The organism is Sphingopyxis sp. LARHCG72, assembly GCF_052871675.1.
Genome location: NZ_JBIXJU010000004.1, coordinates 270,860 through 296,253 on the forward strand (window position 1 = coordinate 270,860; position 25,394 = coordinate 296,253).

General features: G+C 66.2%; 30 protein-coding genes. 16 read left to right on the forward strand and 14 right to left on the reverse strand.

Annotated features, from left to right (window positions below):
- Positions 1-70: 70 nt before the first annotated feature.
- Together ACIPPQ_RS11445 and ACIPPQ_RS11450 are read left to right on the forward strand one after the other, a co-directional pair.
- Positions 71-487 carry a DUF4279 domain-containing protein gene (locus ACIPPQ_RS11445; protein ID WP_446544203.1) on the forward strand — a complete coding sequence of 139 codons (417 nt, stop codon included), beginning with the start codon at positions 71-73 and terminating at the stop codon, positions 485-487.
- A gap of 43 nt (positions 488-530) precedes the next feature.
- The gene (locus ACIPPQ_RS11450) at positions 531-824 is read left to right on the forward strand and encodes a helix-turn-helix domain-containing protein (RefSeq protein WP_446544204.1); all 294 of its coding nucleotides are present in this window, start codon (positions 531-533) and stop codon (positions 822-824) included.
- 168 nt (positions 825-992) lie between these two features.
- Here the strand turns inward: ACIPPQ_RS11450 and ACIPPQ_RS11455 are convergent, their stop codons facing one another.
- Both ACIPPQ_RS11455 and ACIPPQ_RS11460 read right to left on the reverse strand, forming a co-directional pair.
- Entirely contained in the window at positions 993-2,645 is a 1,653-nt protein-coding gene (locus tag ACIPPQ_RS11455; protein ID WP_446544205.1) for a M20/M25/M40 family metallo-hydrolase, read from the reverse strand.
- Between the two features lie 16 nt (positions 2,646-2,661).
- A complete protein-coding gene (locus ACIPPQ_RS11460) occupies positions 2,662-3,150 on the reverse strand; it encodes a hypothetical protein (RefSeq protein WP_446544206.1) in 489 nt (162 codons plus the stop codon).
- A gap of 107 nt (positions 3,151-3,257) precedes the next feature.
- Here ACIPPQ_RS11460 and ACIPPQ_RS11465 point away from each other — a divergent pair, with 107 nt between their 5' ends.
- A complete protein-coding gene (locus ACIPPQ_RS11465) occupies positions 3,258-4,337 on the forward strand; it encodes an endonuclease/exonuclease/phosphatase family protein (protein WP_446544207.1) in 1,080 nt (359 codons plus the stop codon).
- On the opposite strand, the gene ACIPPQ_RS11470 is transcribed toward ACIPPQ_RS11465, so the two are convergent.
- On the reverse strand, positions 4,334-4,855 hold the full coding sequence (locus tag ACIPPQ_RS11470; RefSeq protein WP_446544208.1) for a hypothetical protein: 522 nt from the start codon (positions 4,853-4,855) through the stop codon (positions 4,334-4,336). The genes ACIPPQ_RS11465 and ACIPPQ_RS11470 overlap by 4 nt on opposite strands.
- A gap of 176 nt (positions 4,856-5,031) precedes the next feature.
- Here ACIPPQ_RS11470 and ACIPPQ_RS11475 point away from each other — a divergent pair, with 176 nt between their 5' ends.
- Positions 5,032-5,757: a 2OG-Fe(II) oxygenase gene (locus ACIPPQ_RS11475; RefSeq protein ID WP_446544209.1), complete on the forward strand. Its 726-nt coding sequence runs from the start codon at positions 5,032-5,034 to the stop codon at positions 5,755-5,757.
- Positions 5,758-5,785: 28 nt separating this feature from the next.
- Here the strand turns inward: ACIPPQ_RS11475 and ACIPPQ_RS11480 are convergent, their stop codons facing one another.
- From ACIPPQ_RS11480 to ACIPPQ_RS11495, 4 genes are all read right to left on the reverse strand, one after another.
- Positions 5,786-6,247: a Dps family protein gene (locus tag ACIPPQ_RS11480; protein ID WP_327451298.1), complete on the reverse strand. Its 462-nt coding sequence runs from the start codon at positions 6,245-6,247 to the stop codon at positions 5,786-5,788.
- Between the two features lie 113 nt (positions 6,248-6,360).
- Positions 6,361-6,915, reverse strand: coding sequence for a hypothetical protein (locus ACIPPQ_RS11485; protein WP_446544210.1), 555 nt, complete (start codon positions 6,913-6,915; stop codon positions 6,361-6,363).
- A 43-nt stretch (positions 6,916-6,958) separates the two neighbouring features.
- Positions 6,959-7,288, reverse strand: a complete 330-nt coding sequence (locus ACIPPQ_RS11490; protein WP_446544211.1) for a hypothetical protein — start codon at positions 7,286-7,288, stop codon at positions 6,959-6,961.
- 64 nt (positions 7,289-7,352) lie between these two features.
- On the reverse strand, positions 7,353-7,997 hold the full coding sequence (locus ACIPPQ_RS11495; RefSeq protein WP_446544212.1) for a GGDEF domain-containing protein: 645 nt from the start codon (positions 7,995-7,997) through the stop codon (positions 7,353-7,355).
- 243 nt (positions 7,998-8,240) lie between these two features.
- On the opposite strand from ACIPPQ_RS11495, the gene purE reads away from it, so the two are divergent.
- The 9 genes from purE to ACIPPQ_RS11540 all read left to right on the forward strand — a co-directional run bounded on the left by purE (position 8,241) and on the right by ACIPPQ_RS11540 (position 17,635).
- Complete coding sequence (gene purE, locus ACIPPQ_RS11500; protein WP_446544362.1) at positions 8,241-8,738, forward strand: 5-(carboxyamino)imidazole ribonucleotide mutase; 498 nt, start codon at positions 8,241-8,243, stop codon at positions 8,736-8,738.
- Between the two features lie 4 nt (positions 8,739-8,742).
- Positions 8,743-9,816 carry a 5-(carboxyamino)imidazole ribonucleotide synthase gene (locus ACIPPQ_RS11505; protein WP_446544213.1) on the forward strand — a complete coding sequence of 358 codons (1,074 nt, stop codon included), beginning with the start codon at positions 8,743-8,745 and terminating at the stop codon, positions 9,814-9,816.
- A complete protein-coding gene (locus ACIPPQ_RS11510) occupies positions 9,813-10,304 on the forward strand; it encodes a dihydrofolate reductase (RefSeq protein ID WP_446544214.1) in 492 nt (163 codons plus the stop codon). Before ACIPPQ_RS11505 ends, ACIPPQ_RS11510 begins: the two co-directional genes overlap by 4 nt.
- A gap of 4 nt (positions 10,305-10,308) precedes the next feature.
- Entirely contained in the window at positions 10,309-11,544 is a 1,236-nt protein-coding gene (locus ACIPPQ_RS11515; RefSeq protein ID WP_446544215.1) for a dipeptidase, read from the forward strand.
- Positions 11,541-12,470 (forward strand): bifunctional riboflavin kinase/FAD synthetase, encoded by a 930-nt coding sequence (locus tag ACIPPQ_RS11520; RefSeq protein ID WP_446544216.1) that lies wholly within the window; start codon positions 11,541-11,543, stop codon positions 12,468-12,470. Before ACIPPQ_RS11515 ends, ACIPPQ_RS11520 begins: the two co-directional genes overlap by 4 nt.
- An 88-nt stretch (positions 12,471-12,558) precedes the next feature.
- Entirely contained in the window at positions 12,559-13,605 is a 1,047-nt protein-coding gene (locus ACIPPQ_RS11525; protein ID WP_446544217.1) for a glycerophosphodiester phosphodiesterase family protein, read from the forward strand.
- Between the two features lie 163 nt (positions 13,606-13,768).
- The gene (gene ileS / locus ACIPPQ_RS11530) at positions 13,769-16,672 is read left to right on the forward strand and encodes an isoleucine--tRNA ligase (RefSeq protein WP_446544218.1); all 2,904 of its coding nucleotides are present in this window, start codon (positions 13,769-13,771) and stop codon (positions 16,670-16,672) included.
- Entirely contained in the window at positions 16,669-17,190 is a 522-nt protein-coding gene (lspA, locus tag ACIPPQ_RS11535) for a signal peptidase II (RefSeq protein ID WP_446544219.1), read from the forward strand. The genes ileS and lspA overlap by 4 nt, the downstream gene beginning before the upstream one ends.
- A 25-nt stretch (positions 17,191-17,215) precedes the next feature.
- Positions 17,216-17,635, forward strand: a complete 420-nt coding sequence (locus ACIPPQ_RS11540) for a DUF3035 domain-containing protein (RefSeq protein WP_446544220.1) — start codon at positions 17,216-17,218, stop codon at positions 17,633-17,635.
- Between the two features lie 15 nt (positions 17,636-17,650).
- On the opposite strand, the gene ACIPPQ_RS11545 is transcribed toward ACIPPQ_RS11540, so the two are convergent.
- Positions 17,651-17,998, reverse strand: coding sequence for a winged helix-turn-helix transcriptional regulator (locus tag ACIPPQ_RS11545; RefSeq protein ID WP_446544221.1), 348 nt, complete (start codon positions 17,996-17,998; stop codon positions 17,651-17,653).
- Between the two features lie 89 nt (positions 17,999-18,087).
- On the opposite strand from ACIPPQ_RS11545, the gene ACIPPQ_RS11550 reads away from it, so the two are divergent.
- Positions 18,088-18,522 (forward strand): PaaI family thioesterase, encoded by a 435-nt coding sequence (locus ACIPPQ_RS11550; RefSeq protein WP_446544222.1) that lies wholly within the window; start codon positions 18,088-18,090, stop codon positions 18,520-18,522.
- 14 nt (positions 18,523-18,536) lie between these two features.
- Here ACIPPQ_RS11550 and ACIPPQ_RS11555 read toward each other — a convergent pair whose 3' ends face one another.
- From ACIPPQ_RS11555 to ACIPPQ_RS11575, 5 genes are read right to left on the reverse strand one after another with little or no spacing between them, the layout of a single operon-like run.
- Positions 18,537-19,205, reverse strand: a complete 669-nt coding sequence (locus tag ACIPPQ_RS11555) for a hypothetical protein (protein ID WP_446544223.1) — start codon at positions 19,203-19,205, stop codon at positions 18,537-18,539.
- 51 nt (positions 19,206-19,256) lie between these two features.
- Entirely contained in the window at positions 19,257-19,577 is a 321-nt protein-coding gene (locus ACIPPQ_RS11560; RefSeq protein WP_446544224.1) for a hypothetical protein, read from the reverse strand.
- Positions 19,574-21,502: a 1-deoxy-D-xylulose-5-phosphate synthase gene (gene dxs / locus ACIPPQ_RS11565; protein ID WP_446544225.1), complete on the reverse strand. Its 1,929-nt coding sequence runs from the start codon at positions 21,500-21,502 to the stop codon at positions 19,574-19,576. Before dxs ends, ACIPPQ_RS11560 begins: the two co-directional genes overlap by 4 nt.
- Positions 21,503-21,558: 56 nt before the next feature.
- Positions 21,559-22,077 (reverse strand): hypothetical protein, encoded by a 519-nt coding sequence (locus tag ACIPPQ_RS11570; protein ID WP_446544226.1) that lies wholly within the window; start codon positions 22,075-22,077, stop codon positions 21,559-21,561.
- Positions 22,061-22,300, reverse strand: a complete 240-nt coding sequence (locus ACIPPQ_RS11575; RefSeq protein WP_446544227.1) for a hypothetical protein — start codon at positions 22,298-22,300, stop codon at positions 22,061-22,063. The genes ACIPPQ_RS11570 and ACIPPQ_RS11575 overlap by 17 nt, the downstream gene beginning before the upstream one ends.
- A 193-nt stretch (positions 22,301-22,493) precedes the next feature.
- On the opposite strand from ACIPPQ_RS11575, the gene ACIPPQ_RS11580 reads away from it, so the two are divergent.
- Positions 22,494-23,534, forward strand: a complete 1,041-nt coding sequence (locus ACIPPQ_RS11580; RefSeq protein WP_446544228.1) for a MipA/OmpV family protein — start codon at positions 22,494-22,496, stop codon at positions 23,532-23,534.
- 48 nt (positions 23,535-23,582) lie between these two features.
- Entirely contained in the window at positions 23,583-24,362 is a 780-nt protein-coding gene (locus ACIPPQ_RS11585) for a hypothetical protein (RefSeq protein ID WP_446544229.1), read from the forward strand.
- Between the two features lie 70 nt (positions 24,363-24,432).
- Here ACIPPQ_RS11585 and ACIPPQ_RS11590 read toward each other — a convergent pair whose 3' ends face one another.
- Positions 24,433-25,323 carry a LysR substrate-binding domain-containing protein gene (locus ACIPPQ_RS11590; protein ID WP_446544230.1) on the reverse strand — a complete coding sequence of 297 codons (891 nt, stop codon included), beginning with the start codon at positions 25,321-25,323 and terminating at the stop codon, positions 24,433-24,435.
- Positions 25,324-25,394 lie beyond the last annotated feature (71 nt).

Sequence of the window (25,394 nt, forward strand, 5' to 3'; positions counted from 1 at the left end):
TATCTGTCGTCGCGCGGCGCGAAGGGCCGGTTTGGAGTGGATTGCGGACGTCCCCATGTTACCAGCGTGCATGACCACCGTGCACAAATCTTCCGCCTCGCTTGGGTTTTATGGCGATGATCTTGATCCAGCGGAGATAACCGATCTGCTGGGTGGCGAACCATCAGTAGGTGTTCGAAAGGGCGCGACTTGGCTGACTTCCTTAGGTGTCGAGAAGGTCGCTCGCATAGGTTCATGGCGACTGAAGGCCGACCGCCATGAGCCCGAAAATCTGGATTTCCAGATAAGCTGGCTGCTGAATGGCCTGACAAACAACCTAGTTTCTTGGCGGTCATTGTCACAGCGCTATCGAGGCAGGATTTTTTGCGGTTTGTTTCTAGCGAGTGGGAACGAAGGACTCACTCTCCAATCCGAAACCCTTGTTCGTGTTGGAGAGCGAGGCCTGCTCATTGATCTCGATATCTACGGGCAAGACCTCCTCGATTGAACGGCCGCAATCGGTCGATTGCGCCTCATCCGCAAGATAGCCTATGGCCACCGGCGATGGACGAAGAGGGAAAGCAATGGCCGCGACATTTTCAGTGGACGAGCGACGCGAGCATTTTGCTTATTGCGTCCAACTGTTTGGCGGAACCACTGCATTCTCGCGGCGCCTTGGCATAGACGAGCGGGCCATCCGCCGTTTTATCAATGGCGAGCGGCCCCTTGGTGACGGGCTTTTGGAAGACACCGCAAAGGCATTGCGCCTGCTCATCGATGAAGCAACCGCGGCCGAGGCACAGATCGCTGCCACGTTGCGCTTTCCGCCGGCCGATCCGTCATAGCCGAAATCGGTCGCCTCCAGCCGTTCGTCATCCCGGGCTTGACCCGGGATCCATAACCGCGCCGTTGTCATGGACCCCGGATCAAGTCTGCCGAGCCACGTGTCTCGTTAGAGGGTGACGAGAGCGGAGATGGACGCGTCCCGGTCGCCAACCATCGTCGCCACCCAGCTATTTCCGCGACGCGGCGCTCTGGTCGCGGATAGCCTTGAATTCGCTGCCGTCCTTCCAGCCCGGCCATTTGGCCGAGCGCGCGAGTTCGTCGCCGATCGTGTAGAAGAGCGAAATATCCTGAACCGCTCCGTCGAGGTTCCAGCTTTCGTCCCACGCGTCGCACGCCTGATGATAGCATTTGCCGGTATAGGCATCGACCCACGCCTGCCCCGCCGGTTTGCCGCCCGCGACGAGGTCGGAGGCGCCCGCGATGCCCATCATGAGGAGGACGGGGACGCCGCGCTTGGCCATGCTGAAGTGATCGGCGCGGTAGAAAAGACCGCGTTCGGGGAGGCTCTCGACGCTGACGGTGCGGCCCTGCGCCGCGGCGACGCGCGCGAGATCGTCCTCGAGACTGCCCTGCCCCTTGCCGACGAGGATGACGTCCTTCGCCCTGCCCGCGGTTTGCAGGATGTCGAGGCCGAGGTTGGCGACAGTCTTTTCGACCGGGAAGATCGGATTTTGGGCATAGGCTTCCGAGCCGAGCAGCCCGCGCTCCTCGGCGGTCCAGAAGGCGAAGGCGATCGTGCGGTCGGGGGCGGGCGCGGCCTTGAAGCGCCGCGCGATCTCGAACAGCCCCGCGACGCCGAGCGCATCGTCGTTAGCGCCGGCGCGGTAGATGCGGCCCTTTTCATCGGGCGCGCCCGCGCCATAGGCGTCCCAGTGCGCGCCATACATCACGACCTCGTCAGGGCGTTTCGTCCCGGAGATTTTCGCGAGGACATTCTGGCTCTGCACCACCGCCTGCGTCACCGGGATCGCGGCGTTGAAGCCGGTGTCGAGGTCGACGGGCCGGAAATCCTTGCGGCGGGCGGCGACGCGCAGCTTCGCGAGATCCTGCCCGGCGCCGGCGAAGAGCTTCGTCGCGGTCTCGCCCGAGATCCAGCCTTGGAGCGCGAGGCTCGTCACCTTTTCAGGGGGCATAACGAGGCCGTAGTTTTCGCCGCCCGGTGCTTTGACGACGTTCCAGCCGTAACCGACGCCGTCGGTGTCGTGGACGATCAGCGCGGCGACCGCGCCGCGGCGAGCGGCCTCCTCGAACTTGTAGGTCCAGCGGCCATAATAGGTCATCGTCCGGCCGCCGAACTTGCCGAAGGCATCCTCGCCCTTCGCCGCGACGAAATCGGGGTCGTTGATCAGGAAGACCGCGACCTTGCCCTTGAGATCCTGCCCCTTGAAATCGTCCCAGCCGCGCTCGGGCGCCGATACGCCATAACCGACGAACACCATCGGCGCGTTCTGGACGACGGCCTGCTCCTTCGGCTGGAGCGTCGAGACATAGATGTCGGTGCCGAAGGCGAGCGGCGTCGCCGTGCCCTTGCGGTCGAAGGCGAGCGTCGTCGGGGTACCGAGCCGCGTGTGGAGCAGCTGAACGGGCTGGGTCCAGCCGCCGTCGGTGCCCGCGGGTTCGAGCCCGAGCGCCTGCAGCCGGCCGATCAGGTAACCGATCGTGCGTTCCTCGCCCACCGTGCCGGGCGCGCGGCCCTGGAACTGGTCGGAGGCGAGGGTGCGGACGGTTTCGGTGAGCTGCGCGGGGTCGATGCCCGATTGGGCCACGGCGGGGGCGGCGATGGCAGCAAGGAGAAAGGCGGCGGCAAGACGGTTTTTCATGGTCGCTTTCCGGTAATCAGCGGTCGAGGCAGCGTTTGAGATAGGCGCGTGCGCCGACAAAGTCGCGCATTTCCACCTCCATCGGCGCGGCGTTTTCGAAGGTCAGGGTCACGGCGACGACGGCGAGGAATTTGTCGAGATTTTCGACATGGCCCAGCGGGATGTCGTGCCACATGCGGTCTTCGCCGATCGCGAAGCTGGTCACTTCGACCGCGCGGCCGCCCATCCCCGCAATGTCGAGCACTGCCTTGCGCGGTTCGAGTTCGCGCGTTTCGTCCTTTGCCAGCGGCTTCGGATCGCGGGCGGTCGCGCGCGCGGCGATCGCGAGCGCCATATTGTTCGTGTCGCTGGCGACCGCCAATGTCCAGGCGTCGTCGATGCCGCCGCTGTCCTTCCATGTGACGGTGCATTGCATCTTTCCGCGCCAGGGTGCCCCGGCGGGATCGCCGGGCTGGGGGGCAAGCATCAGGAGCGGCATGAGCGCCGTGGCGGAGAAGAAGGGCATGATCTTGTTTCCCGTTTCGGGTTTGGAAACCGGCTCTTAGCATGACCGGGCGCGTTGTGAACCGCTGCGGCGGTGACGATCGCGGCCAAGTGCGTTAGGGGCGGGTGGTGACTTTCAAACGGCCCGTTTCGATTTCCCGCCGCGCGCTGGCCGCGGCCTGTGCGCTCGCGCTGGCCGGGTGCGGGCCGAAGCCGCCGCTGCGCGTGATGGCGTGCGACGCCGCCCCCGCCGCGCCGGTGCGGGTGGCGGCCGACGGGCAAACGGCGACCGCCACGCTGTCGGTGCTGACCTATAATCTCGAGGGGCTCGGCTGGCCGGCGCGCAAGGGGCGCGCGGCCGAGCTCAAGGCGATCGGCGAACGGCTGGCGGCGATGCGCGAAGGCGGCACCGGCCCCGACGTCATCCTGTTCCAGGAGATGTTCAGCGGCGCGGCGAAGCGCGCGGTCGCGGCGAGCGGCTATCCCGCGATCGCGCCGGGACCGCGCCGGACGACGCCGCCCTATTTCGCCGACCTCGACAAGCTGGCGGGCAGGGCCAAGCCGCTCAAGGGCGAGCTGGGGATCAAGCTGGTCGGCGGCGGGCTGGCGATCGCGTCGCGCTATCCGATCGTCGACAGCGCGCGGGGTGCCTATGGCCGGCGTGCGTGCGCCGGGCTCGACTGCCTGTCGAACAAGGGGGTGATGCTCGCCCGTATCGCGATGCCCGGCGTGCCGGTGCCGATCGACATCTATAACACGCATATGAACTCGCGCGGGGCGTCGGGGGTGACGGCGGAGCGCGACGGCGAAGCGCATGCGCGGCAGGCGATCGCGGCGTCGGATTTCATCGCGCGGACGCAGGACCTCGCCGCGCCGCTGATTTTCGGGGGCGATTTCAACATGCGCCATTCGGAGGATCGCTGGGCGGGATTCTCCCAATATCACCCGCTGACGTTGGTGCACGAGGCGTGCGTCGACCCCGCGTCGGGATGCGAGGTCAAGATGTCATGGGACGGCGATGCGCCGTGGATGGACACGCAGGACCTGCAATTCTTCGCCGACGGCGAGCGGCTGACGGTGCGCCCGGTGCGCGTCGAGGCGCTGTTCGACGGCGGCGCGAGCGGCCCGCGGCTGTCCGATCACGACGGGTTCCTGGTGACATATGAGCTGCGCTGGCCGGCGGCGATGGTCGCGAAGCGCGGCTGCTAGAGTGCCGCCAGCAAGGCCGCGGCCGTTGCACCGGCGATCGCGAGGAGGATCACCGCGCGGGGACCGTAGGTCCGCAGGAGGCGCGCCGTTCGCGGTTCGGCGGGGGGCCAGTCGGCGATGCCGGCGGGCTCGGTTTCGGGCCGGGCAGGGGCGATGCGATCCGGGACGGCGGGCCGCGAGGCGAGGTCGGGGCCGCTGATCCCGCTGGCGAGTGCGAGCTTTTCGAACGCAACCGCCATCTTGCCTTCCTTGAGGATGCGCGCGACGCGCCCCTGCCGCGCGTCGCCCGGCGAGACGGGAAGCGCGCCGACGAGGCGTTCGACCTCGGCGTCGAGCGCGTGCAGGTCGTCGATCGCCTCCATCGCGCGCGATCGGTCGCCGCGCTCGAGCGCGAGTTGCAGCCGGGTCAGCGACAAAAGGCCGATACGGCAGAACTGGAGCCCCAGCGCCTGATCGTCCGCGGTCGGCGGCGGGCCGAGCGGGTCGGGCTCGTGCCGGGTCGAAAGCGCGCTCATCATCCTTGCTCCTGTCCTCGCTCACCCCCCTGCCCGACTAGAGCGAAGCCGCGCGTGCGGGGAAGCGCCGATAGGCCCGCTGTGCCGCGGATGCGGCGGATGGTGGCACGGCATGGGCATGCGGGTTTGAAAGCAAGAAACGGGGCGCGGGCCGGACGCCGCGATGGCAGGATCGGCGCATGACACAGACGATGGAAACACGCATCGGCGCGCGTATCGAAGCGCTGGACCTTGACGCCATGGCGGCGGCGCTCGATCGCGAGGGGTGGGCGGTGCTGCCGCGGCTGCTGAGCGACGCCGAGTGCGACGATATCGCGGGGCTTTATGCCGGGGAGGCGGGGTTCCGCAGCCGGGTGCTCATGGCGCGGCACGGCTTCGGGCGCGGCGAATATCGCTATTTTTCCTATCCGTTGCCGCCGCTCGTCGCGATGCTGCGCGAGCGCCTGTATCCGTCGCTCGCGCCGATCGCCAACCGCTGGCACGAGCGGATGGGGATGGCGGTGCGCTTCCCCGCCGACCACGCCGAATATCTCGCGCGCTGCCACGAGGCGGGGCAGCAGCGGCCGACGCCGCTGCTGCTGCAATATGGGCCGGGCGACTATAATTGCTTGCACCAGGATTTGTACGGCGAGCATGTCTTTCCGTTGCAGGCCGCGGTGCTGCTGTCGGCACCCGGCAGCGACTTTGGCGGCGGCGAGTTCGTGCTGACCGAACAAAGGCCCCGGATGCAGTCACGCGCCGCGGTGGTGCCGCTGGCGAAGGGCGATGCCGTCGTCTTTGCGGTGAACGCGCGGCCGGTGAAAGGCGCGCGCGGCGATTACCGCGTCGCGATGCGCCACGGGGTCAGCGAAATCCGGTCGGGACGGCGGCATACGCTGGGGGTGATTTTCCACGACGCCAGCTGAGGCAGCGGCCGGGAGGGGATCGCCCGGCTCAATACCCCAGCGTCGCCTCGAGGAACCAGATGCGCTGCTGCGTCTCGTCGGCCCAGCCGTCGACCAGCCCGCTCGTCGCGATATCGCCGTCGGCTTCGGCCGCGGCCTTCACCTCCTTGAGCTGGCCGAGCAGGATCTTGTTGTCGTCGGCGAGCGCGCGGATCATCGCCTCGGCACCCAGGCCCGCGCTGTCATCGTCGCGGATCGACGCGCGGCGGCCGATATCGCCGATCGAACGCAGGGTCGGTGCGCCATTCTTGCGCACGCGCTCGGCGATCAGGTCGGTCGTCGCGAAAATCTGCGCCGCCTGTTCGTCGAACAGCAGGTGCAGTTCGCGAAACTGCGGACCCTGCACGTGCCAATGATAGTTTTTGGTCTTGAGATAGAGCGCGAAACTGTCGGCGAGCAGCGCGTTCAGCGCATCGGCGACGGCGGGAGCATTGTCGGTTTTCTGGGACATGGGAGCATCCTTTCTTTGCTCCCCCGATATAGCGAAGAGGAGCGGTGCTTTCCCATTGAAGCTTTGGGTAAGCTTCATCGATAAAAACGATAAGAACTAACAGGTCGAAGCAATCATCCGATCAATCCAAATGCGCCCAGCGCCATGCGGCAGCCCCAAAGCGCCAGGACGACCGCGCTCGCCCAGCGTAGGATGCGCGCTGCGCGCCGCTCGGCGAGCGCCGGGCCGAAGGCGAGGAAGGGCAGCATCGCAAGCGTCCAGCCGACAAGCCCGCCCGCCGCGGCCCATTGCCCCGCACCGCTCGTCGCGGCGAGCGCGCCGATCAGGAAATGGCTGCGGTCGCCGAACTGCGCGGCGAGCATCCGCCCCGCCAGCAGCGCCAGCGGCGCATCGTCGGCACCCGCATCGGAGAGGAGCTTCACGCGCCAGAGCAGCGCCACCGCCGCCGACAGCATCGCGAGCGCGACGAGCAGGGCCGCCACCCCCTGCCCGATCAGCCCGTTCGCGATTGTCCCCGCGACCGCGGCAACGACGGCATTGATGATGAAGGCGCCGAACGCGATGACCACCGTGACGCGGCGGTCGGCGCGAACGCTCAGCAGTCGCGACAAAAAAATCCCGCTGCGCCCGTCGGCATTGGCGAGCAGCACCGCCACCAGCGCAAGCATGATTGCATCCATGAATAGCGTCTGGATTGTCGGCAGTTTGGCGTCAATGCCCCAGCCGCACCGCGACCGACGCCAGCCACGCTTCGTGCGCGGCCGCCGGAAGGGTGCCGCGCGGCGCACTGGCGGCATCGCTCATCGCGTCGAGATAGGTCAGGATCGCCGCGCGATAGCCGCCCCCCGCAACCGCCGATTCGAGCCGGCTCGCCAGCGTCTCGACCGCGGCAAAGCCGTTGTCGCGCGCGAGGCAGCGGATGTCGTCGATCCCCTGGACGATCTGCGCGAGCGCGCAGTGCGGCAGCGCTTCGGCGAGCGCGCCGATCTGGCCGGTAATCCGGTCCTGCATGTCGAGATATGGGTCGGTCTGGTTTCGCATCGTCCACCCCCTTGTTCGCACGGGAAACGATGCGCTTTTTTGGTTAACGCGCGGTTAGCGCTGGCTAGCGGTGACCGGGCAGCCCGCCGAGGCTCTGCTTGCTGCGATACATGTCGCGGTCGGCAGCGGCCAATATGTCCGATTCGGTCATGCCGGTCTGGAGCATCGCAATGCCGAAACAGGCCGACAGGGCAATCTCGTGCCCGTCATAATGCGTCGGGGCAGCGGTCAGCACCTCACACAGCCGGGTCACCTGCGCGCGTGCGCCCTCCTCGCTCGACTGGTCGAGGATCAGGCCGAACTCGTCGCCGCCGATGCGCGCCGCGACGTCGGTCGCGCGGATCGACGCGGCGAGCCGCTTGGCGATTTCGAGCAGCGCGAAATCACCCGCGGCATGGCCGAAATTGTCGTTGATATATTTGAGCTGGTTGACGTCGACGAAGACGACCGCAGCGCGTTCGGCGTGGCGTTCGAAGCGCGCCATGCGGTGATGGATCGCGGTCAGGAAATAGCGGCGGTTGAACAGCGGGGTCAGCGTATCGCGCTCGGACACGCGTTCGAGTTCGGCGACGGCGATCTTCAATACGCGGTTTTCGCGGCGCAACGCGTCGCGTTCCCGGCGTATGTCACGCAGCTGGTCCTCGATGGAGTCAACGGATACGGTGCCGAACTGGTCGACTGCGATCCGTGCCCCCCCTACGCTATCCATGCCTGATCCCCGGCGCGCCCTACCCTCCGCCGGCCGGACGCCGACGGATCTAAGTCCGGCAACCCTAGCCGCGACTTGATACCAATCGGTAAACGCGCCCGACATCAATTGCGCGACCCGCCCGCGCGGGACCCCGTTCCTTGCCAGCAGCCCCCAACGCGATCTCGATGCTTCCATCTCGATAAGACAGGCTCTAGGGGGAGGGCGGCGGCGATTCATCGCCGCCCGCAGGAGGGACGGGTGATGGGCGAGAACGCGCCGCAAGTCGGTGTCATCATGGGCAGCCAGTCGGACTGGCCGACGATGGCGCACGCGGTCCAGATCCTCGAGGAATTCGGCATCGCGCACGAGGTGCAGATCGTCTCGGCGCACCGCACCCCCGATCGCCTCGTCGCCTATTCCAAAAGCGCCGCCGACCGCGGACTGAAGGCGATCATCGCCGGCGCCGGCGGCGCAGCGCACCTGCCCGGCATGGTCGCATCGATGACGCGCGTGCCGGTACTCGGCGTGCCCGTCCAGTCGGCGGCCCTGAGCGGCGTCGACAGCCTCTATTCGATCGTCCAGATGCCCGGCGGCATTCCGGTCGCGACCTTTGCGATCGGCAAGGCTGGCGCGACCAACGCCGGCCTCTTCGCCGCCGCGCTGCTCGCGAACAACGATCCCGGCCTCGCCGAAAAGCTCGATGGCTGGCGCGAAGCGCAGACGAACAGCGTCGCCCCCACCCCCGTTCGCGAAGGCTGATCTTTTGCTCCCACCCGGTTCGACGATCGGCATTCTCGGTGGCGGCCAGCTCGGCCGCATGCTTGGCCTCGCGGCGGCGCAGCTCGGCTACAAGGTTCATATCTACGCCCCCGACGCGGAAAGCGTCGCGGCCGAGGTGACCGCGCATCACACGCAGGCGGCGTGGGACGACGAGCCGCGCCTCGCGGCCTTTGCCGCGCATTGCGACGTCGTCACCTATGAATTCGAAAATGTTCCCGTCGACACGGTGCGCTTCCTGTCGGGGCATGTCGCGGTCCGCCCGGGGTACGAAGGCCTTGAAATCGCGCAGGACCGGCTCGCCGAAAAGACTTTCGTCGCCGGGCTCGGCGGCCGCCCCGCGCCCTTCGCCGCAGTGCCCGACCGCGCGGCGCTCGACGCGGCGTTGGAACGGATCGGTGCCCCCGCGATCCTGAAGACCGTGCGCATGGGCTATGACGGCAAGGGCCAGGCGCGCCTCGCCACCGCGGCCGATGCCGATGCCGCTTGGCAGGCGATCGACCGCCACGCCGCAGTGCTCGAAGGCTTCGTCACCTTCGCGCATGAATTTTCGGTGCTGCTCGTGCGCGGCATCGACGGCGAGGTCCGCTTCTGGGACTCGCCCGTCAATGTTCACGAGGGCGGCATTCTCGCGACCTCGACCCTGCCCCCGCCGCAGGCCGTGCTCGACCAGCAGGACGAGGCGCGCGCGCTGATGGCCCGGATCGCCGCGGAACTCGATTATGTCGGCGTCCTCACCGGCGAATTTTTCGTGAGCGACGACGGCCCGATCTTCAACGAGATGGCGCCGCGCGTTCACAACAGCGGCCATTGGACGATCGAAGGCGCGGTCGTCAGCCAGTTCGAAAACCATATCCGCGCCGTTGCCGGCCTGCCGCTCGGCAGCACCGGAACCGCGGCCTTGCCGGTCGTCATGCACAATCTGATCGGCGGCGGGATCGAAACCGTTCCCGACCTGCTCGCTGACCCCGCCTGCCACGTTCATCACTATGGAAAAGCCGAGGTCCGCGACGGCCGCAAGCTCGGCCACGCCACCTGGGTTGGAATCTCTCCCGCATGAATCATCCCGAAATCACGCTGGTCCTCGCGCGCGCCGCCAACGGCGTGATCGGCGCCGACGGCAAGATGCCCTGGCACCTGCCCGCCGACCTTCGCCGTTTCAAGCAGCTCACGATGGGCCGTCCGATGATCATGGGGCGCAAGACCTTCGACAGCCTGCCCGCGATCCTCGAAGGCCGCCGCCACATCGTCCTCACCCGCGATCCCGAATGGCAGGACGAGGGCGCCGAGCCGGTGGCGACGATCGAGGAGGCGCTGAGGCTCGCAAACGCCCCGCATGTGATGGTGATCGGCGGCGCCGAAATCTATCGGCTGTTCCTCCCACTCGCCGACCGCATCGAGCTCACCGAGGTCGCGCTCGAACCCAAGGGCGATGCGATCATCGATTATCCCGCCGCCGCCGACTGGAACGAAAGCGCGCGCGAAGACCATCCCGCCGACGACGCGGGCCGCCCGGCCTACAGCTTCGTCACGCTGACAAGGAAATAGGCCGATGCGCCGTTGGCTGTTCCGCATTGTGATCGTCCTGCTTATCGGCGCGGGCGCCTTCTTCGCCTTCGCTCCCGGCATCGCCGAACGCAGCATGAACCAGGTCGACGGCAAGCCGCTTCCGAAGGTCAGCGAACGCGCCAAGGCGCTGCATCAAACATTGTCGATCGTCGACCTGCACAGCGACAGCCTGATGTGGAAACGCGACATCACCGAGTCATCGGACCAGGGCCATGTGGACTTTCCGCGCCTGTACGAAGGCAATGTCATGTTGCAGGTCTTTTCCAGCGTCACCAAGACGCCGAGGGGCCAGAATTACGACGCCAACAGCGCCGATACCGACAATATCACCCCGCTGGTGATCGCCCAGCTTCAACCGCTGCGGACATGGAACTCGCTGCTCGAACGGTCGCTTTGGCACGCACAAAAGCTGGACGCGGCCGCAAAGAAATTTGGCGAAAACAACCGCAAAGCCAACCGCTTCAGCACACATGGCATCTCGATCGTCCGCGATGCGCCCGGGTTGACCTCTCTGGCCGAACTTTACGATCCCGAGAGCGGCATCGTCGCCGATCATGGCGCCCCTCTCGGCGCGATGCTCAGCATCGAGGGTCTTCAAAACCTCGAAGGCAACATCGCCAATCTCGACAAGCTTTACGCCGCGGGCTTCCGCATGGCGGGGCTCACCCATTTCTTCGACAATGATCTCGCGGGATCGATGCACGGCCTCAAAAAAGGCGGGCTCACCCCGCTCGGCCGGCAGGTCGTCGAGACGATGGAGGCGAAGGGCATGATCGTCGACATCGCACATTGCTCGAGCGCCTGCGTCGCCGACATCCTCAAGATCGCGCGCCGCCCCGTCGTCTCCAGCCACGGCGGCGTACAGGCGACGTGCAAGGTCAACCGCAACCTCAGCGACGCCCAGATCCGCGGTGTCGCCGCGACCGGCGGCCTCGTCGGCATCGGCTATTGGGACGCCGCGGTGTGCGATACCTCGCCCGCCAGCATCGCAAAGGCGATGAAGCATGTCCGCGACCTTGTCGGGATCCAGCATGTCGCGCTCGGCAGCGATTATGACGGCGCGACCACCGTGCGCTTCGACACGTCGAAGCTGGCGCAGGTGACGCAGGCGCTGATCGACGCAGGCTTCAGCGACGACGAAATCCGCGCCGCGATGGGCGGCAACGCGATCCGCGTGCTCAAGGCGGGGCTCGTGCCCCTGACCCCGCCGACGCGATGATCCGCCTAGACGGCCACCACCGCATCGACGGAACCTTGCGCGGCGGGGTGATCGCGCTCGGCAATTTCGACGGATTTCATGCCGGACATCAGGCGGTCGTCGGCCGCGCGGTGCGCCACGCGCAGGACGAGGGTCGGCCGGCGATCGTCGCGACCTTCGACCCGCATCCGGTGCGCTTTTTCAAACCCGACGTCGCGCCCTTCCGCCTGACGACGCTCGACCAAAGGCAGGAACTCTTCGCCGCCGCGGGCGCCGACGCGATGCTCGTCCTGCCGTTCGACGCGACGCTCGCGGGGACGACGGCGGAGGATTTCATTACCGGGCTGCTGCTCGATCGCTACGGCGCCGCGGGGGTCGTGACCGGCGCCGATTTCGTCTTCGGCAAGGGCCGCGGCGGCAATGTCGTGACGCTCGCCGACCATGCGCGCCGCCTCGGCTTCTTCACCGAAATGGTCGCCCCCGTCGACGACGCCGAAGAGGTGATTTCGTCGAGCCGCATCCGCGAAGCGTTGCAGGCAGGCGACTGCGCCACCGCAACACGCCTCCTCACCCGCCCCTTCACCATACGCGGGCAGGTGCAGCACGGCGACAAGAACGGCCGCCTTTTGGGCTTTCCGACCGCCAACCTCGACATGGGGCAATATCTGCGCCCGCGTTACGGCATCTACGCCGTCACCGGTCGCCTGCCCGACGGCCGCATCCTCAAGGGCGCGGCAAACCTCGGCATCCGCCCGAGCTTCGATCCGCCGAAGGAATTGCTCGAACCGCATTTCTTCGACTTTGCCGAGGATCTTTACGGGCAGGAACTCGACGTCGCCTTCCACGCCTTCATCCGGCCCGAGGCGAAGTTCGACAGCATGGATGCGCTGATGGCGCAGATCGCCGCCGACTGCGAAGAGGCGAAGCGGCTGCTGAGCGACTTATAGCGCCTTCGTCACCCCGGACCTGATCCGGGGTCAAGACGGGGGCACGGGGGTGGATGCCGGATCAGGTCCGGCATGACGAGGGGGTGTGATGACCAACAGCGAAGACTGGGCCAGCGCCCTCGAGGGCCCGAAGAAAAAGCCGATGAAGCGTCGCACCAAAATCGCGCTCTGGGTCTTTGCCGCGATCGTCGCCTGGCTCACCCTTTCGAACGCCAGCTGGCTCGCCCCCGATCCTGCCGGCAAACCGAAACTCATCGCGCACCGCGGCGTCTATCACCTCTACGACAAGCGCGCCGCCGCCGGCCGCGACACCTGCACCGCCGCACACGCGCTGCCGCCGAGCCATGAGGTGTTCGAAAATACCCCCGAATCGATGCGCTGGGCGGTCGGGCTCGGCGCCGCGATGGTCGAGGTCGACGTCGCGCCGACGAAGGACGGCCGCATGGTGCTGTTCCACGACTGGACCGTCGATTGCCGCACCGATGGCACGGGCGAGACGCGCGACCTGACGCTGGCGCAATTGAAGGCGCTCGACATCGGCTATGGCTATACCGCCGACGGCGGCAAGAGCTTCCCCTTGCGCGGCAAGGGCGTCGGCAAGATGCCCACGGTCGAGGAAGGCCTCGCGGCGCTTCCCGTCCACCCGATCCTGTTCAACTTCAAGTCGAACGACGCCGCCGAGGCCGACCAGCTGTTCGCGATCCTCAAAGCCTCGGGCCGCGACAGCCAAAAGATCGGCGACGCCTTCTACGGCGGCACCCGCCCGGTGAAGCGGATGCGCGAACTGCTCCCAACCAACTGGTCCTTCGATCTCAAGGGCGGCGCAAAGGCGTGCACCAAAGACTATGTCACATATGGCTGGACCGGGATCGTACCCGAAAGCTGCCGGAACGGCGTGATCGCGATCCCGATCAACTATCAATGGGCCTTCTGGGGCTGGCCCGACCGGCTGATCGCGCGGATGGACAGCGTCGGCGCGCGCGTGATCGTGCTCGGCCCCCATGAAAGTGGCAAGTCGATCGAGGGGCTGACGACGCCGCAGCAACTCGCGAAAGTCCCCGCGAGCTTCAACGGCTATATCTGGGTCGAGGATATCCGCGAGGTCGGCCCGGCGCTGCGGCCGCGGCAGAAGTAGATTCCCCCGCCCATAACCCCCTCGTCACCCCGGACTTGATCCGGGGTCCCGCTCACCACCGCCTCGAAGCTGGACCCCGGATCAAGTCCGGGGTGACGGAGCGGGGATCATTCTGCGCCCAATTTCTTTGCGCGCACGCAAATCTGCGCTAAGCGCCGCGACCATGACTGATACGCCCTCCGCCGCCGAACAGCGCGATTATCGCGACACCGTCTTCCTGCCCAAGACCGACTTCCCGATGAAGGCCGGCCTGCCGCAGAAGGAGCCGCTGATTCTCGCCAAATGGCTCGAGGGCAATCTCGAGGGGCAGATTCGCGAAAGCCGCAAGGGCCGCGACCAATTCATCCTCCACGACGGTCCGCCCTACGCCAATGGCGACATGCACATCGGCCATGCGCTCAACCATATCCTGAAGGACATGGTCGTCCGCACCCAGACGCTGAAGGGCAAGGACGCGCCTTACGTGCCCGGCTGGGACTGCCACGGCCTGCCGATCGAGTGGAAGGTCGAGGAGCAGTATCGCAAGAAAAAGCTCAACAAGGACGAGGTTCCGGTCGAGGAATTCCGCGCCGAATGCCGCGCCTATGCGCAGCATTGGGTCGACACCCAGCGCGAGCAGCTGAAGCGCCTCGGCATCGGCGGCGACTGGGACCATCCGTACCTCACGATGGATTATGAGGCCGAAGCGACGATCGTCCGCGAACTGCTCAAATTCGCCGCCAACGACATGCTCTATCGCGGCGCCAAGCCGGTGATGTGGTCGCCGGTCGAAAAGACCGCGCTCGCCGAAGCCGAGATCGAATATGAGGATATCGTCTCGACGCAGATCGATGTCGCGTTCGAGATTGTCGAAAGCCCGATCGAAGAGTTGGTCGAGGCTTATGCGGTCATCTGGACGACCACCCCCTGGACGATCCCGGTCAACCAGGCTTTGGCCTATGGGCCGGAGGTCGATTATGTTTCGGTGAAGCTGTTCGACGACGCGATGCATGGCCTTGGCGAATATCTGGTGGCCGAACCGCTCCTCGAGCAATTCTATGCGCGCACCGGCCGCGACGGCACGATAATCTGGCGCGGCAAAGGCTCCGACCTCGCCGGCACCATCGCCCGCCACCCGATGCACGCGCTCGGCGGCTTCTTCGCACGCCCGCGTCCCTTCCTCGCGGGCGATTTCGTCACGACCGACAGCGGCACCGGCCTCGTCCATATGTCGCCCGACCATGGCGAGGATGATTTCGACCTCTGCAAGGCGAACGGGCTCGATCCCGTGTTCGCGGTCGAGGGCGACGGCAAATATCGCGAGGATTGGGGCTGGCTCCCCGGTCAGGGAAGCGTGATCAACCCCAAGTTCAACGCCCCCGACGGACCGATCTGCTCGGACCTCAAGGAAGCCGGCGCGCTGCTCGCGGCCTCGGCCGATTACAAGCACAGCTATCCACACAGCTGGCGCTCGAAAGCCAAGGTCATCTATCGCTGCACCCCGCAATGGTTCGTGCCGATGGACAAGGTGATGACGCACATCTCGCCCAAGACGCCGAGCGACCGGCGCTGGGAGAATGAGGGCGGCGCGCTCGATCCGCACAAGGAAGAGCTGTGCGACGCCCCCACGCTGCGCCAAGCGGCGATGCAGGCGATCGACGACACGCGCTTCGTCCCCGCCAAGGGCCGCAACCGCATCGGATCGATGGTCGAGGGCCGCCCCGACTGGGTGCTCAGCCGCCAGCGCGCGTGGGGTGTGCCGATCACGCTCTTCGTCGACCGCAAGACCGGCCATTATCTCAACGACCCCGCCGTCAACGACCGTATCGTCGCGGCGGTGAAGGCGGGCGGCGTCGACGCATGGAACGACGCGCGCGCGCAGGAATATCTCGGCGATCAATATGACGCTGCGAACTACGAGCGCATCACCGACATTCTCGACGTCTGGTTCGATTCGGGCTGCACCCACGCCTTCGTGCTCGAAAGCGGCAAATGGCCCGCGCTCGTCCGCCACGACGGCTCGACGCACAGCGCCGACCTCTATCTCGAAGGCAGCGACCAGCATCGCGGCTGGTTCCAGTCGTCGCTGCTCGAAAGCTGCGGCACGCGCGGACAGGCGCCGTACAAGGCCGTCCTCACCCACGGCTTCACGATGGACGCCAAGGGCTTCAAAATGTCGAAGTCGCTCGGCAACACGATCAGCCCGATCGACCTGATGCGCGACTATGGCGCCGACATCCTCCGCCTGTGGGCGCTGTCGGTCGACTTCACCGAGGACCACCGCATCGGCAAGGAAATCCTCACCGGCGTCGCCGACCAGTATCGCAAGCTCCGCAACACCTTCCGCTACCTGCTCGGCGCACTCGACGGGTTTTCGGAAGAGGAGCGCATCACCGACGTCGCGGCGATGCCCGAACTCGAACGCTATATGCTCTCGCTGCTCGCCGATCTCGACGGCAAGCTCGCGCGCGCGGTCGATGACTTCGACTACAACACATACACGCGCCTGCTCGCCGATTTCTGCAACGAGGATCTGTCGGCCTTCTATTTCGACATCCGCAAGGACGTCCTCTACTGCGACCTCGGCCCCGCCGCGCCGCTCGGCACCGACACGCGCCGCGCCTATCGCAGCGTGCTCGATGTGCTGTTCCACGCGCTCGTGCGCTATGCGGCGCCGGTACTCGTGTTCACCAGCGAAGAGGTGTGGGGCACGCGCTATCCCGAAGCGACCAGCGTCCACCTGCTCGAATGGCCGAGCGTCGACGCAGCGTGGAATGACGCCGCGCTCGCCGCCAAATGGGCGGGCGTCCGCACCCAGCGCGAGGCGGTGACCGAAGCGATCGAACCCTATCGCCGCGAAAAGACGATCCGTTCGAGCCTCGAGGCCGAGGTCACGATCCCCGATCCGACGCTCGATCCTGCGGCGCTCGAGGAAATCTTCATCGTGTCGGTCGCGCGCGCCGGGGACGAACTGGCCGTCACCCGCACCGAAAACCACAAATGCGGCCGCTGCTGGCGCCACCTGCCCGAGGTCGAAACCGACGGCGCCTTGTGCAATCGCTGCGACACGGTATTGACCGCGGCATGAGCAGCACCCGTTCCCCGCACCTGCGCTTCGGCCTGATCTTCGCCGCGGTCGCCTTCATCCTCGACCAGATCACCAAATGGGTGATCACGGTGCCGCTGTCGCTCGAACCCAAGGGGCAGATCGAGGTCGTCTCCTTCTTCAACCTGACCTGGGCGGAGAATTGCGGGATTTCGCTGTCGATGTTCGCCAGCTGCACCGACACGACGCGCTGGACGCTCGTCGCGGTCACGGGGATCGTCGCCGCCGCCGTCGCCTTCTGGATGACGCGCGAACAGGCGAAGGGCGATGTGATCGCGCTCGCGATGATCCTCGGCGGCGCGCTCGGCAATATCGTCGACCGCGTGCGCTTCGGCTATGTCGTCGACTTCGCCGACCTGCATTTCGGCGATTTCCGCCCCTTCATGATCTTCAACGTCGCCGATGCGTGCATCACCATTGGCGTGCTTTTGCTGGTTGCGCGCGCGCTGCTCTTGGGCGAAAAGGCCGGGAGCCCGGACGGTCAGCCGTCCGCCGAGTAACGGGGCGCATAGGAGTATATTACAAGTGAACCGGACCACTGCCATCCTGGCCGCCTCGATTCTTGCCACGACGCTGTCGGCCTGCGGGTCGAACAGCCTGTTCAGCCGCGACCGTCCCGACGAGATGATGGTGTCGCGCCAGGCGCCGCTCGTCGTGCCGCCCGATTATTCGCTGACCCCGCCGGCACCCGGCACCGCGCGCCCCGGCGGCGAATCGACCGCCGAACAGACGCTGCGCGCGCTCTTCGGCGGCCCGTCGGCGCGTAGCCCCGGCGAAACGCAGATCATCGGCAGCGCCGACGGCGCGCGCGCCGACCCCGGCATCCGCAGCCAGGTCGGCAGCCCCGACACGCAGGTCGTCGACAAGGGCCTCGTCGTGCGCGACATCCTCGCCGCGCCCGAAGGCGACGGCCGCGACGCCTCGGCGGCGATCCCGACCGCCTGAGCCCACTTCGAAACCTCAGTAGATCGACGGCCCGGCATCGCCCGGGCCGTTTTCCTTTGCACCGCGCGGCAGCCATTCGTCGCCCCACGCCTTGATCGCGTCATAGGTCGGGCGCAGCGCCTGCCCCGAGGGGGTCAGCCGGTATGTCGCGCGCTTGCCTTCGGGGGGCACGCGCTCGAGCACCCCCGCTTCCACCATCCAGCCAAGCCGCGAGGTCAGCGCGGCGCGCGAAATGTCGAGCCGGCCGAGGAAATCCTCGAAACGGTCGATCCCCAGGAAAGCCTCGCGCAGGATCAGCAGCACCCAGCGGTCGCCGAGCAGCCGCGACGCGCGGCCGACGGCACAGGGCGAACGCGATGGCACATAATCCTTCATAAGTCTGGATTTAAGACTTGACGCCATCGCGATGCAAGCGGCAATAAGTCTGCATTGCAGACTTAAAGGGATGGATCATGCGCGGACACCGCTTTGCCAGCAACGACGAGGCCGTCGCCTATATGAAAAGCGTCGCGGTCGATGCATCGGGCTTCACCGCCTTCCTTGGCGTCGAACCTTTGCGCTGTTTCGATGGCGAGGCCGAACTGCTGCTCGCGCTGCGCCCCGACATGACCCAGCATCACGGCTATGCGCATGGTGCGATCGTCGGACTGATGGCCGACAACGCCTGTGCTTGGGCGGCGTCGAGCGTGATCGGCGACGTCGTCACCGGCAGCTACACGATCAACTTCCTTGCCCCCGCGAAGGGCAGCCGGCTGCGCGCAAAGGGCAGCGTGGTCAAGGCAGGAAAGCGTCAGGCGATCGTGCGCGCCGATGTCTGGGCCGAAAGCGACGGCGAAGAACCGCGCCGCTGCGCCATCGCGCAGGCGACGATCGTCCCGGTGGGCTAGGTCCTGACTCCGGCTCAGCTGAACAGGTTCGACAGCAACAGCACCGCGACGATGCTTTCGACCATCGCGCGCGACGCATGGCCGAACGCACGCAGCCGGCTGCATTTCAGATGCTGGACGAACCAGGCGGTCTGCAGCGTGCCGAACCACAGCAGCGCCAGCAGCGCGAGCACGAGGCCCGCAACGAGCGACCAGACATGTGCCAGCCGGATCAGCACCTCGCTGGCGCCGAACAAGATCGCGAGCAGCGCGACGACATAGCATTGGCTGTAAAAGGGTGCACGCAGCGTTTCGCGCGTCAATTCGACCTTGCGCGCGCGCAGCAGCCGCGTCGCCATCAGAACCGCGAACAGGCTGTACGACACGATGCGCAGCATGATCAGGTCGGTGTTGGTGCTCACCAGCGCCGACAGGCCGACCTTGCTCGTCACCACCGCATCATTGCCGATCAGCGCGAGTTCGGCGGCATGGACGATGATCAGCGACAGCAGCAGGAACAGCGGCGGCGACAGCGTGTCGGTATATTGCTGGTCTTCGCTATCGCCCTGCTCGAGGTCCGAATAATCCATCATCTGCAACGGATGAATGAGCGTGCGCCACAGCGTGATCGGATAAAAGATCAGCCAGGACATGACCTCATAGAGCAATTCGTCGAGCGATTGCAGGAGGTTGAAGAAATTCACCTGTCTACCCCCTCGCCGCATCATCCGCGCAAGGCGGAGACATATCTGCCCCTATTTGAAGACCTTCTTCGGCGTCAGGTCCAGGCACTTCTTCCAGATCGGTTTCGCCTTGTCGGCATCAATCTTGACCACCAGATGCCGGATATAGACAGTGTCCTTGCTGAGACCCAGCTTGGCACCGCGTCGTTCGCTTTCGGTAACCCAGTAACGGGCAAATTTGTCGCCAGTGGGCGATGGCACAGCGACCGCCGCAAACTGGCTGTACGCCCGGCATTCCATCGCTTCGTCCAGTTGGGCTTCCTTCGCGGCCATATCGTCGGCCGCCGCCGAAGCCAGCAACAGCATCGCAGCGAGCACGGTGCTGCCGCTCAAGCCCGTGCGCCCGCTTCCTCGACGCCCGCGCTGTTGTGGCGCAGCGCCTTCAGCACCGTATCGACGATCTGCGGCGCGTTGAGCCCCGCTGCGTCATATTGCAGCTCGGGCTTGTCCTGATCCTGGAAGACGTCGGGCAGGCGCATCGTGCGCAGCTTCAGGCCCGCATCGATCAGCCCCTCGTCGCTCGCGAGCGTCAGCACATGCGCGCCGAGCCCGCCGACGCTGCCTTCCTCGACCGTCACGCACACCTCGTGGGCGGCAAGCGTCTTGCGGATCAGCTCCTCGTCGAGCGGCTTGGCGAAGCGCAGGTCGATCACGCTCGTCGACAGCCCGCGCGCCTCCAGCGTATCCGCCGCCTTCAGCGCCTCGGCGAGCCGCGTGCCGAGCGACAGGATCGCGACGGTCTTGCCGGCGCGCACGACGCGCCCCTTGCCGATTTCGAGCTTCTGCGGAACCTCGGGCAACGCCACGCCGGTGCCATTGCCGCGCGGATAGCGGAAGGCGATCGGGCCATCGTCATATTCGGCGGCGGTATAGGTCATATGCACCAGCTCGGCCTCGTCGGCCGCCGCCATCACCACCATGTTGGGCAGCGTCGCGAGATAGGTCACATCGAACGATCCCGCATGCGTCGAGCCGTCGGCGCCGACGAGCCCCGCGCGGTCGATCGCAAAGCGCACCGGCAGATTCTGGATCGCGACATCGTGCACGACCTGATCATACGCGCGCTGGAGGAAGGTCGAATAGATCGCCGCGAACGGCCGCATCCCCTGCGCCGCGAGGCCCGCGGCAAAGGTCACCGCATGCTGCTCGGCGATCCCGACGTCGAAGGTGCGGTCGGGGTGCGCCTTCGCGAATTTGTCGACCCCGGTGCCCGACGGCATCGCCGCGGTGATCGCAACGATGCGCTTGTCGGTGTCGGCGAGCTTCGCGAGCGTTTCGCCGAAGACATTCTGATACGCCGGCGGTCCCGGCGGCGCCTTCGCCTGTACCCCGGTGATGACGTCGAATTTCTGCACGCCATGATATTTGTCGGCCGCGGCCTCGGCAGGGGCATAGCCCTTGCCCTTCACCGTCACCGCATGGATCAGCACCGGGCCATGGTCGCTGTCGCGGACATTTTCGAGCACCGGGATCAGATGTTCGAGATTATGCCCGTCGATCGGCCCGACATAGTAGAAGCCGAGTTCCTCGAAGAGCGTCCCGCCCATCGCCATGCCGCGCGCATATTCGTCGGTCTTCTTCGCCGCCTTGTGCAGCGGTTCGGGCAGCTTGCGCGCAAAGCGCCGCGCGATCTCGCGCAGCTCGATGAACGGCCGCGACGAGACGAGCTTCGCCAGATAGGCCGAAAGCCCCCCGACGGGCGGCGCGATCGACATGTCATTGTCGTTGAGGATGACGATCAGCCGGTTTCCCGCCGCGGCGGCATTGTTCATCGCCTCATAGGCCATGCCCGCGGACATCGACCCGTCGCCGATCACCGCGATCGCGCGGCCCGGCTCGTCCTTCAGCTTGTTCGCGATCGCAAAGCCCAGCGCGGCGCTGATCGAGGTCGAGGAATGCGCGGCACCGAACGGATCGTACTCGCTTTCGCTGCGCTTGGTGAAGCCGCTGAGGCCGCCGCCGGTGCGCAGCGTGCGGATGCGGTCGCGGCGCCCGGTGATGATCTTGTGCGGATAGCATTGGTGCCCGACGTCCCACACGATCTTGTCGCGCGGCGTGTCGAACACATAATGGAGCGCGGTCGTCAGCTCGACGACCCCCAGCCCCGACCCCAGATGCCCCCCCGTCGTGCCCACGGCCGAGATCATCTCGGCGCGCAGCTCGTCGGCGAACTGGCGGAGGTCTTCGGGCTTCAGCTTGCGGAGGTCGGCGGGGACATCCACCGTGTCGAGCAGCGGCGTATGCGGACGGTCGGTCATGCCGCCGTCATAAAGCTAAGCGCCGAAGCTGTCGAACGAAAAGGGGCAGGCGCGGGTCAGCGTCCGCGCGCCGGATTCCGTATATCCCCGGTCAGTTGCCAGCAATCCGCCGTGCGCCGGAAATGCAGCGCCCCGCCCGGCCCGGTCTTTTCGATCAATGTGCCGGGACCGTCGCCCTCGCCGGGTTCGAAACGGCCCGGTACCCAGTCGACGCGTTGGGTTCCGTCGGGCGACGTGCTGAAATCGACCTGGACATAGACCAGCTGGCTCGCGTCGCCGCCTTTCGCCTCGAACAGCCGCTCCGACGCGCTGGTCACATAGCTGTAGTCGATCATCACGATCGGAAAATCCTTCACGCCGCCCGCACCATAGCGTGCACGCACGGCTTCGCTGTTGGCGAAGGGCCACAGGAAGGCCGCGAAGTCGCCGCCTCGGCACGCGCCCGCGGCCTCGTCGAGGAAAAAGCGGTCGCTCTCGCTGACCGCCTCGTCGGCCGCCGAAGCACTCACCGGTGCGAGCAGGCACAGCGCCGCCGCCATCGCCCAACCCGCGCGCACGTCAAATTTCATCGTCACCCTTTGTCTCCTTGTCGTTCGCGGCCGCCTTCGCCGCGTCGACCTGCGCATAAAGGCCGCGCACCATCAAATCTGTGAACACGAGCATAACCCCGACCATGCCAAGGAACAGCGCGACCGCGACCGCGGGAAGCGGACCGATGTTCTCGACCCCGTCCCGCTTCATCAGGACCGCGACAAGCGCCGCGGCCACCATCAGCGCATAGCCTATAAAACGCGGCACGCGGCTCATGACGCGGCGCTCACCGGGGAACCAATGCCACAGCGGGGGGATATGAAAGCGGCGAAGGCGTGTCGGTGCATGAAAGGTCCATGCGGCTAAACGCATCCTTCGGCAAGACGAAGCCGTTGCAATGGCGGGTCAATCACTTACACCCCCGATCAGAGGGGGCAAAAAAACAAGGATGCGGATGCTCATGCCCGATTTGACGATGTTGTTCCGCACAGGCCGTCCATTGCGCTCGATCCCGGCGCTTGCCCTTGTTGCCTTCGTCGCCTTCGTCGCCTTTGCGTCCCCCGCCGCCGCCGAAGAAGCGCCCCTGCCCTATGACGCCGTTCCCGTCACCGACACGCGCCTCGCTCCGGGTCTCGAACCGGGCATCGAGGAACCGGCACGCTATCTCCAGAACAGCGAGATCGACGAGAATATCATCCTCCCGCCCGCGCGACCGCAGGACGACGATCCCGACCGCAAATGGTCGCGCGACTATTTCGCGGTCGCGGCGGGAGTGCTCAACAACCCGCGCTACAACGGCTCCGACGATCGCCGCACCCTGCCCGCCTTTTACCTGCGCGGCCGGATCAGCGGTTATTCCTTTTCGACCCGCGGCACCAATTTCCAGGTCGATTTGATCCGCCAGCGGCGCGGGCAAAAGACCGATTTCAAGTTCGGCCCGACGATCAGCCTGCGCGGCGACCGCAGCGGCAAGGTCGACGATCCGCAGGTCGCGGCGCTCGGCAAGCGCAAGATGGCGGTCGAAATGGGGCTGTTCGCCGGCGTCACCCACACCGGGGTGATCACCAGCGAATATGACCAGCTCGGCATCCGCCTGTCGGCGTCGAAGGACATATCGGGCCGCCACGGCAGCTGGACCGCGTCGCCGACGATCGACTACGGCACCCCGCTGTCGAAGCGCGCCTATCTGGGCTTTTCGGCGTCGGTCAATTTCTACGGGAAGGGCTTCGGCCGCTATTATTACGACATCGACGCCGCGGGCAGCGCCGCGAGCGGACTCCCCGTCTATGACGCCGCGGGGCGCAAGGCGACCGCGGGCAAATATACGCTCGGGGTCGCGGGCGCCTATGCGCTGTCGGGCGACCTTCGCAAGGGGTTCACGCTGATCGGCGGCGCACAATATGGCCGCATGCTCTCGCGCTTCGCGAAATCGCCGATCGTCGCCGACGTCGGCAGCGCCGACCAGTGGGTCTTTGGCGGCGGGCTTGCATACCAGTTCTGACGGCTAACGACCGATTGCGGACGATCGCGCCATATGTTCTAAGAGCCAATGGCCGAAACCCGTGCGTTTGCTGACATGATCGCGCTTACCGCGAAGCAAAAGCTGGCTGCGGCTCACGCCAGGCAAAACCCAGACGCAACCGCAGAGAAGCCGCGAGAGGCGATTCTCGATGGGCTGCAGACTGTCGGAGCAGCCATCGCCGAAGACGGCTATATTTTCTCCCCTTCCGGGCCGAAGTTCGTCCGGAAATGTGGCGATCTCGGATTCCAGATCACCATACAATCCGACCGCAACAATGTGGCCGGGCGAAGGGCGGCGATATGGGTTCACGCGTTCGTCTACTCTCGGACCTACACTGCGTGGAGCAAGAAGCACAGCAGCCACTGGATTCGCCCTAATGCTCCATTTCCGCTGCCCGTTTTCGCAACGCAGCTCGGCTATCTTTGCGAGCCGAACGGATGGGCCGAATGGGACTTTGCAGACAAAGCGAAACGGCAGGTCATCGCGGGCGACCTGACCGCCGCGATCCAAGCAGGCGCTTATCCGCTCTTCGCGACTTTTGAAACCGGCGTGGAAGAGGTCGCACGGCTTGCGCAGCAAGATTGGCCTTCGCCAGAAGGTATATTGAGCTACCTTCTTTCGACTGGCTACCGGGATTTGGCAGATGAAACGCTGCGCCGCTATATCCACCAGAGACCCGACTTAAGAAGCCGCTTTGAGCGGCTTAATCGGGAGTTTGCGGAGCATGGGGTTCCGAAGCACCGAGAGGGTGGAGTCCACGACTTGGCTGCATTCGCCATCGCTACTGGCTGCCGAGGAGGGATCTAGCCGACGCACCGGAATGCCATGCTTCGAACGTCCGCTCCCGACCCCAAAACCGCCCTACCCCGAAATAACCTCACCCCAATCCAGCCATCCGCAGCCGCGCCTTCATCGCGTCGATGAACAATCGCACCGCGGGCAGCGCGGCGCGCGACGGCTCGAACAGCAGGTGCACCGGCAGCGCGGGGGGCTGCTCGTCCGCCAACAGCGAAATCAGCCGCCCCGCGTCGACCGGCTCGGCAAGCTGGTAACTCAGCAGGTTCGCGATCCCCAGCCCCGCTTCGGCCGCAGCGAGCACGCCATCGACGGTGTTGACGACAAGCCGCGGCGGCGCGTCGAGCCGCCACCGCCCGCTCGCGAACTGCCACTCGCTCGTCCAGCGCGGCCCCATCGTCCCGATCAGCTCGTGGCCCGCGAGGTCGGCGACCGTCGCCGGCGCCCCGCGCCGCGCAAGATAGGCCGGGCTCGCGACGAGCATCTGCCGCACCGCGCCGACCCGCACCGCCTTCAGCCCCGAATCGGCCAGTGGGCCGACGCGTACCGCGACATCGATCCCTTCCTCGACGATGCGGACGTTGCGGTCGATCAGCATCATCCGCACCATGAGATCGCGGTGCTGCGCCATCAGGTCGCCGACAACGGGCAGGACATGCAGCCGGCCGAACATCACCGGCGCGGTCAGGTGAAGCTGCCCGCGCGGTTCGGCCGCGGCCCCGCGCAATTCGCGCTCGGCCCCCGCCAGCTCGGCAAGGATGCGCCGCGCCTGGTCGAGAAACGCCGCCCCCGCATCGGTCAGCGCCACCGCGCGCGTCGAGCGGTGGAACAGCGTTGTCCCGAGCCGTGCCTCGAGCGCCGCAATGCCGCGCGTTACCGCGGGCGGCGAGCTGCCGAGCTTGCGCGCCGCCGCGGCGAACCCGCCCTCGCCAGCCACCGCGACGAACATTTCGAGCGTGAGCAGCCGATCCATGATTATTCCAGTTTCCGGAATTAACTCGTTCGATCTTCGTCCATTATCACAAAGGACGCAACGACCTAGAT